General features: G+C 60.1%; 6 protein-coding genes. 3 read left to right on the top strand and 3 right to left on the bottom strand.

Annotated features, from left to right (window positions below; all coding sequences use genetic code 11):
• Positions 1-8: 8 nt before the first annotated feature.
• Together ACQ4WO_RS23295 and ACQ4WO_RS23300 are read right to left on the bottom strand one after the other, a co-directional pair.
• The gene (locus ACQ4WO_RS23295; RefSeq protein WP_071079183.1) at positions 9-947 is read right to left on the bottom strand and encodes an ABC transporter permease; all 939 of its coding nucleotides are present in this window, start codon (positions 945-947) and stop codon (positions 9-11) included.
• Positions 948-975: 28 nt separating this feature from the next.
• Positions 976-2,823 (bottom strand): ABC transporter substrate-binding protein, encoded by a 1,848-nt coding sequence (locus ACQ4WO_RS23300; protein ID WP_436483425.1) that lies wholly within the window; start codon positions 2,821-2,823, stop codon positions 976-978.
• Positions 2,824-3,428: 605 nt separating this feature from the next.
• On the opposite strand from ACQ4WO_RS23300, the gene ACQ4WO_RS23305 reads away from it, so the two are divergent.
• From ACQ4WO_RS23305 to ACQ4WO_RS23315, 3 genes are all read left to right on the top strand, one after another.
• Entirely contained in the window at positions 3,429-6,233 is a 2,805-nt protein-coding gene (locus ACQ4WO_RS23305) for a TonB-dependent receptor (protein ID WP_436483426.1), read from the top strand.
• Positions 6,234-6,592: 359 nt separating this feature from the next.
• Positions 6,593-9,262, top strand: a complete 2,670-nt coding sequence (locus ACQ4WO_RS23310) for a TonB-dependent receptor (RefSeq protein WP_436483427.1) — start codon at positions 6,593-6,595, stop codon at positions 9,260-9,262.
• Positions 9,263-9,617: 355 nt separating this feature from the next.
• Positions 9,618-12,464 (top strand): TonB-dependent receptor, encoded by a 2,847-nt coding sequence (locus ACQ4WO_RS23315; RefSeq protein WP_436483428.1) that lies wholly within the window; start codon positions 9,618-9,620, stop codon positions 12,462-12,464.
• Positions 12,465-12,546: 82 nt separating this feature from the next.
• Here ACQ4WO_RS23315 and aroG read toward each other — a convergent pair whose 3' ends face one another.
• Positions 12,547-13,611, bottom strand: a complete 1,065-nt coding sequence (gene aroG / locus ACQ4WO_RS23320) for a 3-deoxy-7-phosphoheptulonate synthase AroG (protein ID WP_436483524.1) — start codon at positions 13,609-13,611, stop codon at positions 12,547-12,549.
• Between the last annotated feature and the right edge of the window lie 360 nt (positions 13,612-13,971).

Raw genomic sequence — 13,971 nt, forward strand, 5'->3', positions numbered from 1 at the left:
GTCTCTTTCTACTTCAGTTGTACGCGAGGATCGACCGCCTGGTACAGCAGGTCGGTGAGCAGGTTGAAGAGCATGGTGGCGGCGGCGACATACACGGTGATCGCCTTGATCACCGGAAAGTCGCTGCGCTCGACGGCCAGGATCACTTCACGCCCGATGCCGGGGATGCCGAAGAAGCGCTCGAGCAGGAAAGCGCCGATCAAGAGCGCCGGCAAGTTCGACATCACATAGGTAATGATGGGAATGCCGGCGTTGCGCAGCACGTGGACCCACATGATGCGGCCTTCCTTGAGGCCCTTGGCGCGCGCCGTGCGCACGTAATCCTGGTTCGCCTCGTCCAGCACGAAGGTGCGGAACAGGCGCAGGGTCGGCGCGATGGACACGGCCAGGCCGATCAAAATCGGCAAGGTCGAATAGCGCAGCAGGTTTTCCCAGAAGCTGTCGCCCCAACCCTGCACGGGGAACAGGCCCAGCTTGTAGGCAAAACCGTACTGGAAGACGATGATGTAGACGAGGATGGAAATCGACATGCCCACCGTGCAGGCGATCATAACGGCGCGGTCCGTCAGCGAGCCGCGCACGAAAGCGATGGCCAGCGCCAGCGCCACGCCAAAGAACGTTTCCAGCACGGTCAGCGGAATCAGGACCATCATCGACGGGCCCAGGCGCGACGTGATGATGTGCGACACGGTTTCGCCCGTGGCCCAGCTCTGGCCGAAGTCGAACGTGACGATCTGCTTGATGAAGATCCACAGCTGTACATAGTATGGCTGGTCGACGCCGAGCTGGCGGCGGATGTTGGCGATGCTTTCCGCACTAGACATCTTGCCGGCCAGGATATAGGCGGGGTCGCCGCCCACCCAGTTAAACAGGATAAACACCAGCAGGACGACGCCCAGCATGGTGGGCAGCATCTGCCACAGGCGGCGCAGGATATAAGCGAACATAATGATTCCTTGTTTATATAAGCCGCGCTTATTTATTGGCCGAGGCCGCGGCAGCAGGCGCCACCGGCGCGCCCGTGCTGTCGATATCCATGTAGGCCCACTCCTGGAACAGGATCGGGTGTTTCTTGTAGCCGAGCACCGACTTTTGCGCCAGCATGTTGCGGTAGCGCGCATAGCCGATCAGGGCGCCCGCATTCACTTCCAGGCGGCGCGCCATCTTGTGGAACAGCTCGTCGCGCTCGGGGCTGGCCGGCATGGCCTGGCTGGCCGCGTACCACTTGTCGTATTCGGGATCCTGGTAGCAGCCATTGTTGTTCTGATGCGTGTTCGGGCCATAGAACAGCTGCATGAAGTTGTCGCCGTCCGGATAGTCGGCCAGCCACGGCGCCGTGCGCGTCTGCATCTTGCACTGTTTTTCCGTTTTTAAAATGTCGGAAAAGATCATGCGGTCGTTTTCCATGCGGATGCCCAGCGAGTTGTAGGTCTTGCGCCACATTTCCGCCTGCAGCACGCCATTGGCTTCGTTGCGCGAAGCGTAGCGGATCAGCAGCGGCTTGCCGTCTGGCAAAGTGCGCCAGCCGTCGGCGCCCTTCTTGTAGCCGAATTTATCGAGCAATTTGTTCGCCAGCACGGGATCGTATTGCAGCAGGCTCTTGTAGTGGGGATCGTAGCCGACGACGCCGGGCGGGATCGGATAGTCGAGGCGCTTGGCCTGGCCATTCCAGATGATGCGGATTTCTTCGTCAATATTGTGCGCCATGGCAATGGCACGGCGCAGCGCGATCTTTTCCTTGCTGAAGCCGCCTAACGTCGGGTCTTCCATATTCCAGTAGTAATAGCTGATCTCCGGATCCAACAGGCGCGACAGTTGCACGCCCTTCTCCGCCAGTTCGGGACGCAGCTTGCCGTTGAGCAGCGCTTTCGGCGCCAGCGGGCCATCGAGCCAGAACACGTCCGTTCCGCCACTCTGGAACGACAGCCAGCGCGACTGGTCTTCGATCATCACGGAAATTTCAATGCGGTCGATGGCGGGAATGCGCTTGCCCTGCATCTGGCGCACGATGCGCTGGTCGTCCGGGTCGTCGCCAGCCAGGAAATTCCACGTTTCCGGCAAGTGCTGCGGGTTGCGGTTCAGAACGATGCGGTTGCCGCGCGTCCATTCACCCAAGGTGTAGTAGCCGGTGCCGACGGGATTCGAACCCACTTCGCCCTTCACGTCGCCATACTTTTCTACCACTTCGCGCGCCACGGCGGACGTCGGCACGTAGGCGAGGATCATGGGGAAATTGAAATCGGTCTTGGTGAGGGTCACGCGCAGGGTGTACGGGTCGAGGATGTCCAGGCCGGCCACCTTCTTGCTGTAGTCGAGCTTGTTCGACTTGGCCGCGTCCTTGGCCAGGTCGTCGAGTCCCACCACCTTGCCTTCGAACAGCCAGCTGTGCGGCGAGGCCAGGCGCGGGTCGAACAAACGCTTCCACGAATACACGTAGTCGGCCATCGTCAGTTCGCGGCGCTTGCCGCCGAATGCGGGGTCGGGCGTGTAATACATGCCTTTCTTCAGGCGGATGGTGTAGGTCTTGCCGTCGGCGGACACTTCCGGCATGGCGGCCGCCGCACCGGGCACCACCTTGACGGGGCGCGCCAGGTAATCATAGGTGTACAGGGTGTCGAAGACGGCCTGCGTGATGTGGTTCGAATACAGGTCGCGCGCGGTGGCCGGATCGAAGCCCGTCTCGGCGGCCGGCAGGATATAGCGCAAGGTTTTCACCGGCGCGGCTGCGGCAGCAGGGGCAGCATCGGCGGCGGCAATGGCCGCCAGCGGCAGGGTGGCCAGGCAGGCGAGCAGCGCCACGCGCCGCATCCATGGTGACTTCATGTAATACCCTTCATCTCGATTATCTGTCGCACCGTATTGGTGCGCTTGTACTGGCTTCCCCCTGGGATACAGGAATCCACCGCCAAAACCAGTCCATCCTCGCAAGATCTATGCCTTGTTCAGGCCCAGCCGCACCGCATGCAGGCGAGCCGGAAAAAGGCGTAACGATAACGCATATTCTGTTCGCCGGGCGAAAAGCCGCAGCACTGGCGTGCCGCGCAGCCACGACCGCCTGCCTCACGGGAGAAATCTTCCGCAGCGCAGCATAGACAGGCGGCGTCCATGAAAAAACGGCCTGGCAGCAACCCTTATGGTTGCCAATGACAGCTGTTTTTATGGCAGTACGGAAAATACGCATCGCACTGCAACATTAAAATAATTGCAATTATTGAAAAGCATCAACATGATAAAAAACACTGTTGTTTCCATGCTGAAAGCAGATGTGTGCGCGTTGACAAGGTTTCTCGGCAAGTGGTCTTATCAATGGCGGCAACTCACACAATATGCCGTTTGATCCACAGCGATTGCCGACGCAGCAATCTTTATCACCCTGGCAAAGCTGTGCCGCACGAGGGCCAGCCGAGCACACTTTCGGAGTTCTGAGAATGATGATGGAAACAGTGATATCCCGCTCCGTACGCCTGATTTTTTCGGGTAGCGTAGCAGCGCTCAGCCTGGGCATGATGGCTGCGCCGGCCATGGCGCAAGACGCCAATGTTCAACGTGTGGAAATTACAGGCTCGAGCATCAAACGGGCCACGGCCGAGACCGCATCGCCGGTACAGGTCATCAGCCGCGATGACTTGATGAAATCGGGCAAGGCCACCGTCGCCGAGTACCTGCAAACCCTGACCGCCGATGGCGCCGGCTCCCTGCCGACGGGCTTCGGCAACGGCTTTGCCGCCGGTTCCACGGCCATCTCGCTGCGAGGCCTGGGCGCCACCTCGACCCTGGTCTTGCTCAATGGCCGCCGCATCGCGCCGTTCGCGCGCGCCGATGACGGCCAGAAGAGCTTTACCGACCTGTCCACCGTGCCGATGCAGATCGTCGAGCGCATTGAAATCCTGAAAGACGGCGCATCGTCGACCTACGGCGCGGACGCCATCGCCGGCGTCGTCAACATCATCTTGCGCAAGGACTTCGAAGGCCTGACCCTGAAAGGCGACACGGGCATCTCGGGCGACAGCGACGCCAAGCAGCACCGCGCCTCGCTGACCTTCGGCAAGGGCAACCTCGATACGGATAAATTCAATGTCGTCGTCAATGCCGAGTACAGCAAATCGGACATGCTGATGAACAATGACCGTGCCGGCCGCAAATGGATAGGCAAGGCCGACCTGCGCCCGTATGGCTATGCGATCAACACCCAGTTCGCCGGCGGCTACATCAATGGCAACAACGATGCGAATGCCTCGCCAGCGGGCCTGATCCGCGACCCCGTCACCAACAACTATGTTTCCCTGCCCGGCTGTTCCACCTTGTCCGTGTCTTCGCCGCAGGATCCGAAGGGCGGCTGTTTGTGGCACCACGACCAGTTCCGCTCGATGCAGCCGAAGATCGAATCGATCAACCTGTATACGCGCGGCACCTGGCAAGTCAATGCCGACACCCAGGTGTACGCGGAAGCGGGCTACTCGAAGCGCGATACGGCCTTCACCCTGATACCGCCATCGATCACGCCGACCATCGCCTTCCCGCCCAACGCCACCAGCCCGACTGGCGTCGTCAACTACGGTTCCGGCGCCGGCACCACCATTGTGCTGGCCGCCAATCACCCGCAAAATCCGTATGGCGTGCCAGTACGCGTGCGCTACCAAGCCTTCGACGTGGGCGCCAGCACGCGCCAGGCCAACAACGAGTTCAACCGCATCGTGCTCGGCATCAAGGGCAACGCCATGGGCTGGGACTACGATGCCGGCTATACGCATTCGGAATCGAAGCTGCACCTCGATTACAGCAATATGCTGAACATGGCCGTCGTCAAGGCGGCCCTGGGCGACTCCAGTCCGGCCAGCAAGCATTTCCCCTACTACATCGGTGCCCAGGCGGGCAAGAATCCCGCCTCGCTGTACGCGGCCATGGTGACGAACGCCACCTCCGATTCCACCACCAAGCTCGACATCATCGACTTCAAGGCATCGCGCGAACTGATGCAGTTGCCTGGCGGCGCCCTGGGCCTGGCCGTGGGTGCGGAACACCGCCGCGACAAGCTCGACAATCCATCGCTGTCGGGCACGGAGAACGGTTCCATCAACTCCAGCTACGTGGCAGCCAAGGGCGACAGCAAGGTCTCGGCCGTGTTCCTCGAAGTGCTCGCGCCCGTCATCAAGACGGTGGAACTATCGGGCGCCTTGCGTTACGACAAATATGACCGTTTCTCGTCGACCACGCCGAAACTGGGCGCCAAGTGGACGCCGCTGAAAACCTTCGCCGTGCGCGGCACGTATTCGGAAGGCTTCCGCGCACCGGGCCCCGCCGAAAGCAATGCCAATTCGCAATCGACGGGCACGTCGACCGTGAGCGATCCCGTGCGCTGCCCGGGCGGCACCCGTCTGCCGGGCGCCAATGCCAGCGACTGCGAACTGCAAGTGGCGGCCGTCAAGATCGGCGACCCCAGCCTCAAGCCGGAAAAATCCAAGGGCTACACCCTGGGCCTCGTGTGGGATCCGTTCAACGATACCAGCCTGTCGCTCGATGGCTGGAAGATCAAGCGTGAAAACGAGATCAACCCGCTGCCCTACAACGAAGCGGCCGCCCTGCCGACGGCCATCCGCGCCGACAACAACCTGACCATCAATGGCGTGGTGGTGCCGAACACGGGCACCTTGCTGATCACCAAGGCGCCGTACCGCAACTCCAGCTTCACGGAGATCAAGGGTATCGACCTGGACGTCAAGCAGCGCGTGCGCCTGGGCGACTACGGCCGCGCCACGTTCGGCCTGACCTGGACCCACATCGCTTCGTGGGTACGGGCCGAGTCGTCCACCGTGCGCTACCAGTTCGCCGGTACGCATGGCAATTGCGATACCTCCAACTGCGCCGGCACGCCGAAGGACAAGATCAACCTCACCGGCTCGTGGGACCTGGGCAACTGGAACGTCAGCGGCGTGCTGAACTACCGTTCGGACATGAAGAACATCCTGTTTGAAGGCAAGCCCTGCGCTTCCAAGCTGGCCGACAGTACACCGGCGCCAAACGGTTGCAAGATCGCCTCGTTCACCACGCTCGACCTGTCGAGCCGCTGGAACGTCAACAAACAGTTGCAGTTGTTTGCCTCGATCAACAACGTGACCGACAAGATCGCGCCGCTCGACCCGCTGACCTACGGCGGCATGAGCTACAACCCGATGGATGCCAGCGGCGCCATCGGCCGCTACTTCAAACTGGGCGCCAGCTACAAGTTCTTCTAAGCGTCCGACCAGGCTGCCAAGCGCAGCCTGGGCACTCGGCAAGGCTGCGTCACTATCGTCATGCCATCCACACCAACGCCCGTTGCACTGCAGCGGGCGTTTTTTATTTTGCGCACGAGGACGATGGCAGCCTCGTCAGAAATGGGACACAAAATGCACCTTCTTTGTTCCAAATCAGTGCCTATCGTGCACTACGTTGTTTAGGCACACAAACCTGTGTGCCATGTTGACAAGGACTTTTGCAGATCATTACAGTGGATCGCTTGAAAAGATATAAATATTTTTCAATGTTCTCGGTGCGCCAACCAGCGCGGCCGTTCTTGCCCTTCTAGCCAACCGCTTTTCCAGGAGTCTTGAACATGATCAGAGAAACACGCTTGTCCCGCTCCATCCGTTTGATCTGCGCCAGCGGACTCGCCGCCGGCCTGCTCAGCCAGCAGGTGCTGGCGCAAGAAGTCAGCGACACGAGCAGCATGCAGCGCGTCGAAGTCACCGGCTCCTCCATCAAGCGCCTCGTCTCGGAAACGGCGACACCCCTGTCCATCTTCAAGGCCGAGGATTTCGCCAAGCAGGGCCTGACGACGGCTCAGGAAGTACTCAGCAAGATCCCCTCCAACTCCTCCAGCATGGGCAGCGGCAATGCCGTCGGCGGCAATACCAGCGGCTTGCCCACGGGCGGCCAGGCGAGCGCCGACTTGCGCGGCTTGGGCGGCGACAAGACCCTGGTGCTGCTCAACGGCCGGCGCATCGCCAACCATCCGTATGACGGCGCCAGCGTCGACCTGAACATCATCCCGATTGCCGCCCTGGAGCGTGTAGAAGTGCTGCGCGACGGCGCCTCGGCCATCTACGGCACGGACGCCATCGGCGGCGTCATCAACTTCATCACCAAGCGCTCGGTCAACGTCACGAATATCACCGCCGAGGTCGTCGCGCCCGAACACAAGGGCGGCGGCGAGCACCGCATCAATCTGTCGACGGGTTTCGGCAAGCTCGACACGGATGGCTACAATATTTTCGGCGTGCTCGACTACCACAAGCAAAAAGTGCTGACGTCGCAGGACCGTGACTTTTCCAAGACCGGCATCATCCCCTCGCGCGGCCTGTCCATTACCAGCGGCACGACTTTCCCCGGCAATTACTTCGATGCGGCGGCCAACGGCGGCGACGGCCTGGCAGGCAATCCCTACGCGGCCAGCGGCTGTTTGCCGCCACTGTCGGTGGCCGCCGCCAACGGTACCTGCCGCCAGGATTACACGCGCCAGATCGACAACCTGCCCGCCCAGGAACAGCTGGCCTTCTTCGGCAAGGGCGCCTTCAAGCTCGGTGGCGGCCACCTGGCCACGGTGGAATACCTGCATTCGCAAAACAAGGTGAAGGCGCGCACGGCGCCGCCGCCGCAAACGGGCTTGATTCTGCCCATCAGCAGCAAATACTATCCGGGCAATGCGGGCGGCGTGCCGGCACAGCCGGGCTTGTCGGGCCAACCGCTGAGCGTCAACTGGCGCCCCGTGGAAGCGGGCCAGCGGCAGATCGATTCGGACGGCAAGACGGACCGCCTGGTGCTGGCGCTCGAAGGCGATCTATCCGGCTGGGACTACAAGACGGGCTTGAGCCACGCGATCAGCAAGTCGTCGGAAAAATTCACGGGTGGCTATGTGCAGGATGCGGGCTTTGCCGCAGGCGTGCTGAACGGCATCCTGAACCCGTTCGGCGTGCAGGACGCGGCCGGCAAGGCTTACCTCGACAGCACTGCCCTGCGTGGCGAGGTGCAGAACGCCAAGGTCACCACGACGGGCTTCGACATCAAGGGCAGCCGCGAACTGATGCAGCTGGCCGGCGGCCCGCTGGCGATCGCTTTGGGCGGTGAGCTGCGACGTGAAAAAGCCGACTTCAATGTCAACCGCGATATCGCCGGCCAGGCCAGCAGTTCCGGTCTGTCCGGTTCGCTGTCGAAGAGCGGCTCGCGCACGATCCAGGCCGTCTTCGGCGAAGTCAACTTGCCGCTGATCAAGGACCTGGAAGTGCAATTGGCAGCCCGCTTCGACCATTACAGCGACGTGGGCAGCACCACCAATCCGAAGCTGGCCCTGCGCTACCAGGCCAGCAGCGCGCTGGTCCTGCGCGGCTCGGCCAGCACGGGTTTCCGCGCTCCCACCTTGTTTGAAAAGAATGCGCCGCCGTCGAAGAACGATACCAACGATTCCTACGACGACCCCATCCTCTGCCCGGGCGGCGTGCCGCAGCCCGGTGCCAATCCCCTGCGCGATTGCGACTTGCAGCAATTCAAGCTACAAGGGGGCAATGAAAAACTGAAACCGGAAAAATCCACCACCTTTGCCGTCGGCCTCGTGCTCGAACCGATCAAGGAAGTCACGCTTGCCGTCGATTACTGGAACATCCACCTGAAGGACAAGATTTCCTCCCTGCCCGAGCAATCGATCTTCGGCAACTACGAAAAGTACAAGGCCTTGTTCCTGCGCAATCCCGATGGTTCGCCCTACGCCATCCTGGACTTGAACGACAACCTCGGCGAAGTGAAAACCGACGGCATCGACGTCAGCCTGAATGCGCGCCTGGGCCGTGGCGCGTATGGCGATTTCAGCGTCTCGGTCGATGGCACCTGGACCCACAAGTATGACTACCAGAACGAGCGCGGCGGCGAATTCATTGCCAACGTGGGCCGCTACGCGGACAACAATCCCGTGTTCCGCTGGAAACATACGGCGGCGCTGAACTGGCGCCTGGGCAACTGGGGCGCCACCGTATCGCAATCGTTCAAGTCCGGCTACACGGACCAGAATCAGGTGGACCCGCAATACCGCCACGATGTGCCATCCTACAGCCTGCTCAACGTGTCGGGCAGCTACGTGTGGAAAGGATTGCTGCTGACGGCGGGCGTGAAAAACCTGTTCGACAAGGAACCACCGTTCTCGAACCAGGGCACTTTGTTCCAGAAAGGCTATGACCCGCGCTACACGGACCCGATCGGGCGCGCCTACTACTTGCGCGGCAGCTATACGTTCTAAGGGGGATGACGGAAAAGAGACAGAGCAGACAACGCTGGTCAGCGTTTGCCAGCCATGCCAAAGACGGCGCCATCAGCGATGATGTGCGCCGTTTTATTTTACGCATCTGAGCAGGACTGACAAGGGTCCGCGATACTTTATTGCTGAAGGATTACAAAAAAAACAGGAAAATGTTGCATTTCGTCCAAAAAATCCGCACGAAATTGACAATCTGAATCGTGAATGTTTTGATGAGGGCCCTGAAAATTTACAGAATTTTCATTGGTGGATTTGTAAAAAGGCAAATAAATTGTTAGTAAGCAACAAGTTATTTCAAAATAATTGCCGCCTTTATCACAATAACAAGGAATTTCAGATGATGATAGAAAATGTAATATCGCGGTCGCTGCGCCTGATGTTTGCAGGCGGCATGGCCCTGAGCATGCACGCCGCGTATGCACAAGAAACAACAGATGGCACCATGCAACGCGTGGAAGTCACGGGTTCGAGCATCAAGCGCATCGCTTCCGAAGCGTCGCTGCCGGTGCAGTCGTTCAACCAGAAAGACATCAAGAAAACCGGCGTCACCACGGTGACCGATTTCATCCAGCAAATTCCTGCGATGCAGGGCTTCTCCGTGGCCGCCGATTCGGTGGGCGGCGGCGGCGGCGGCGTCACCACGGCTTCGATCCACGATATCGGCGCAGCCTACACGCTGGTGCTGCTGAACGGCCGTCGTATTGCCCCATCCAATTCGGGCACCACCATCGATCTGAACTCGATCCCCCTGTCGGCCATCGAGCGCGTGGAAGTGCTGACGGACGGCGCCTCGGCACTGTATGGCGCCGACGCCATCGCCGGCGTGGTCAACTTCATCCTGAAAAAAGGCGCATCGCCGCTGGAAATCAATGCCAAATACTCGCGTCCTGAAGAAAAAGGCGGCGCCAGCAACTCGATTTCGATCAGCAAGGGCTTCGGCGACATCGACGAAGACGGCTACAGCATCTTCGTGTCGGCCAGCCATGACGAACAAAAATCGCTGAAAGCATCGCAGCGCAGCTTCGCGAAAAGCGGCATCATCAATTTCAACGATCCGAAGAACGGCAAGGCACTGCAATTCATCAACGGTTCCTCGCGCTCGGCCCCTGGCAACGCCACTGTCGATTACAACCGCACCGATCCGGTGACGGGCGCCGTAGTCATCAATCCGGAGACCAACAAGCCCTTCGTCGACAACGTCAACCTGAACCCGTACGCGCTGGCCCATGGCGGCAAATGCGCCGCCAGCAACATGGATTTCTATGGCGACGGCAACTGCTATTTCGATTCACCATCGACCATCGAAATCAATCCCGAATCGAAACGCGACGCCATCTTCAGCTCGGGTACCGTCAAACTGGGCAAAACCGGCTTCCAGGGTTTCTATGACCTCGCCTACACGGAAGCGCGCGTCGTCGCCAGCATTGCGCCGTACCCGGCCGATTTCTCCGTCGATGTCGGCTCGCCGCTGTTCAACAAATATCTGGCGCCAAACCTGACGCCAGCGCAGTTGGCCAACGCCACGGGCGCCGTCGCCAAATACCGCCTGTCGGAAATGGGTAACCGCGTCTACGACTACGGCACCAAGGCCACCCATATCGTCGCCGGTATCGATGGCAATGCATTCGGCTGGGACATCAACTCCGCCGTAACGTACTCGAAAAACAAGCAGACGCAGGAATACGTCAGCGGTTTCCCGCTGGCCGACAAATTCGACGCGCAAGTGGCCGCCGGCAATATCGACCCGTTCGCCTACCCGGTGGGTTCCATGCCGGACGCCATGCGCCAGGCACTGCTGGGCACGGGCTTCAGCGGCACCTACAACACGCAAACGGTGGAAATGAAGGGCATCGACGGCCGCGCTTCGCGTCCTGTGTTCTCGCTGCCAGGCGGCACGGCCATGCTGGGCGTGGGCGCCGACTTCCGCAACACCTCGTACAAGGTGCAACAGGCGAACGTTGCCAAACAGGCGCAAATCCTGTTTGACAATGCACAAGTCGACAGCGAATACGCACGCGACAATGCCGGCGCCTACGCCGAGCTGATGATGCCGATCTCGAAAAAACTGGAAATGACCGGCTCGCTGCGTTATGACCAGATCGGCGCCATCGACGACAAGCTGACGGGCAAGACGGTAGGCAAGAAAGAAAACGCCACCACCTGGAAAATCAGCGGCAAGTATTCCGCCACCAAGAGCCTGATGTTCCGCGCCGCTGCCGGTACCGGCTTCCGCGCCGCCAGCATGCAGGAAATCGCTGGCCCACTGGAAGACTGGGGCGTCACGGGCGGCAACTACCAATGCCCATTGACGGCAGCGAACGGCATGGGCGGTCATCCGCTGGCCAGCTACTGCAGTGGCGTGGGACGCCAGCAGTTCGAAGCCTTCCAGGGCGGCAATCCGGACCTGAAGCCGGAAACGTCGAAGCAATGGAGCATCGGTACCGTGTTCGAACCGATCGACAGCCTGTCGATGTCGTTCGATCTGTGGAACGTGGAAATCCGCGACCAGGTGACGGCCGTGTCCGAAGGCCTGATCTTCAACGATCCTGCCAAGTACGCCAACCTGTTCACCACCAAGCACATCAGCTCGACGGGCAAGGACGTGCTGGCCATCAAGCTGCTGCCGATTAACATCGGCAAGGTGGAAAACCGCGGTATCGACTACGACTTCACCCACAAGATGAAGCTGCTGGACGGCCGCCTGACGAGCCGCCTGATGGGTACCTACCTGCTGCGTTCGCGCTACACGACGCCAGGCACCGATGATCAATGGGAAACCAGCCTGAATCGCTACGGTTCGAACGACAAGGTCAGCTTCCGCAATATCATCCGCGCCACCACTTCGTATGAGACGGCCAAGTTTACGCATACGCTGAGCGCCAGCTACCGCAACGGCTACACGGACAAGGAACAGACGGTTGACGATTGCGCCGTGATCGTGGCTGGCAGCCCTGGCGAATGCTATGGCATCCAGCTGGAAGTGCCGAGCTACACCACCTTCGACTTCCAGACGGCTTACCGTCCGATGAAGAACGTGGAAATCACGGGCGGCATCCTGAACCTGTTCGACCGCAATCCGCCGTTCACCCTGCGTAACACGGGTTCGCATCAAGTGGGCTACAACCCATCGTACTCGAGCGCACTGGGCCGCCAGTTCTACCTGAGCGGTTCCTACAAGTTCTAAGCTGATTGCATCAGCTGAAAACTGAAAAAGCCCGGAAAGCTTAGCTTTCCGGGCTTTTTTTCATGCTGCGCGCCACGTCACTTCATTCCGCGTCGCCCTGCAAGCGGCGCTGCTTCACGGCTTGGGCCAGGTTTTCCAGCACGGCCACGCTGGCGCTCCAGTCGATGCAGCCGTCCGTGACGGATTGGCCATAGATCAATTCCTTGCCCGGGATTAAATCCTGGCGCCCCGCCACCAGGTGCGACTCCACCATCACGCCGACGATGCGGCCATCGCCGCCTGCCACCTGGCTGGCGATGTCGGCGCACACGGGGATCTGGTTTTCCGGCTTTTTCGAACTGTTCGCATGCGAGGCGTCGATCATCAGGCGCGCCGCCAGTCCCTGCGCCGCGATGGCCTTGCAAGCGTCGTCCACGCTGGCCGCGTCATAGTTCGGCGTCTTACCGCCGCGCAAGATAATGTGGCAATCCTCGTTGCCGTTGGTCGAAACGATGGCCGAGTGGCCCCCCTTCGTGACGGAAAGAAAATGGTGCGGCTGCGAGGCGGCCTTAATGGCTTCCACGGCAATTTTCACATTGCCGTCCGTGCCATTCTTGAAGCCGACGGGACAGGATAATCCCGACGCCAGCTCGCGGTGCACCTGCGACTCCGTCGTGCGCGCGCCGATGGCGCCCCAGCTGATCAGGTCGGCGACATATTGCGGGCTGATCACGTCGAGGAACTCGGTACCGGCCGGCAAGCCCAGCTCATTGATATCGCGTAACAGTTCGCGCGCCATGCGCAAGCCGTCGTTGATGCGGAAGCTGTTGTCCATGTACGGATCGTTGATCAGGCCCTTCCAGCCCACCGTGGTGCGCGGCTTCTCGAAGTAGACGCGCATGACGATTTCCAGTTCGCCCGCGAAACGCGCACGCTCCTTGACCAGCAGGCGCGCATATTCCATCGCCGCCTTGGTGTCGTGGATGGAGCAAGGCCCGATCACCACCATCAGGCGGTCGTCCTGGCCGTGCAGGATACGGTGCAGGGCAATACGGGCGCTGGCGGCGGTCTGTTCGGCTTGCTCCGAGCAGGCGAATTCGCGGATCAGGTGGGACGGCGGGGTCAATTCCTTCATTTCGCGAATACGCAAATCATCGGTGCGGGGCATCATTTTCTCCAAAATTTAAGGAAGGGTAAAACATCTGGGTAAAAAAAAACCGCCATCGGTGGCGGTTTTTTAGAATTTGCTGGGATCTCGTTTTGCTGCTACGTGAACCGACCGCTACTCCACCGCCTTTGGGTTGGAATTGCTAAAGTAAAAATAAGCGGTAAAAAAGTGGCGAGCGAACATGTGAGTCATCCGTAAGTGATGATCGACTATAAACCTAAATTGCAAGGGTTGGCAAGCATATTTATTGGCAAAGCCGCATGTCGCTGCCGTTTTACACTGCAAAATACGTCAAAAAGCATAAAAAGTTGCGCGCTGCCGATACCCACTCGCGGGCCACTACCGCTGTGTCCGTCGTGG

Source organism: Janthinobacterium aestuarii, from assembly GCF_051380835.1.
GTDB classification, from domain to species: domain Bacteria; phylum Pseudomonadota; class Gammaproteobacteria; order Burkholderiales; family Burkholderiaceae_D; genus Janthinobacterium; species Janthinobacterium aestuarii.

What these genes read in the sequence shown, in the direction of transcription:
- ACQ4WO_RS23295 (WP_071079183.1), bottom strand. Translation starts at nt 947, where the DNA reads ATGTTCGCTTATATCCTGCGCCGCCTGTGGCAGATGCTGCCCACCATG.
- ACQ4WO_RS23300 (WP_436483425.1), bottom strand. Translation starts at nt 2,823, where the DNA reads ATGAAGTCACCATGGATGCGGCGCGTGGCGCTGCTCGCCTGCCTGGCC.
- ACQ4WO_RS23305 (WP_436483426.1), top strand. Translation starts at nt 3,429, where the DNA reads ATGATGATGGAAACAGTGATATCCCGCTCCGTACGCCTGATTTTTTCG.
- ACQ4WO_RS23310 (WP_436483427.1), top strand. Translation starts at nt 6,593, where the DNA reads ATGATCAGAGAAACACGCTTGTCCCGCTCCATCCGTTTGATCTGCGCC.
- ACQ4WO_RS23315 (WP_436483428.1), top strand. Translation starts at nt 9,618, where the DNA reads ATGATGATAGAAAATGTAATATCGCGGTCGCTGCGCCTGATGTTTGCA.
- aroG (WP_436483524.1), bottom strand. Translation starts at nt 13,611, where the DNA reads ATGCCCCGCACCGATGATTTGCGTATTCGCGAAATGAAGGAATTGACC.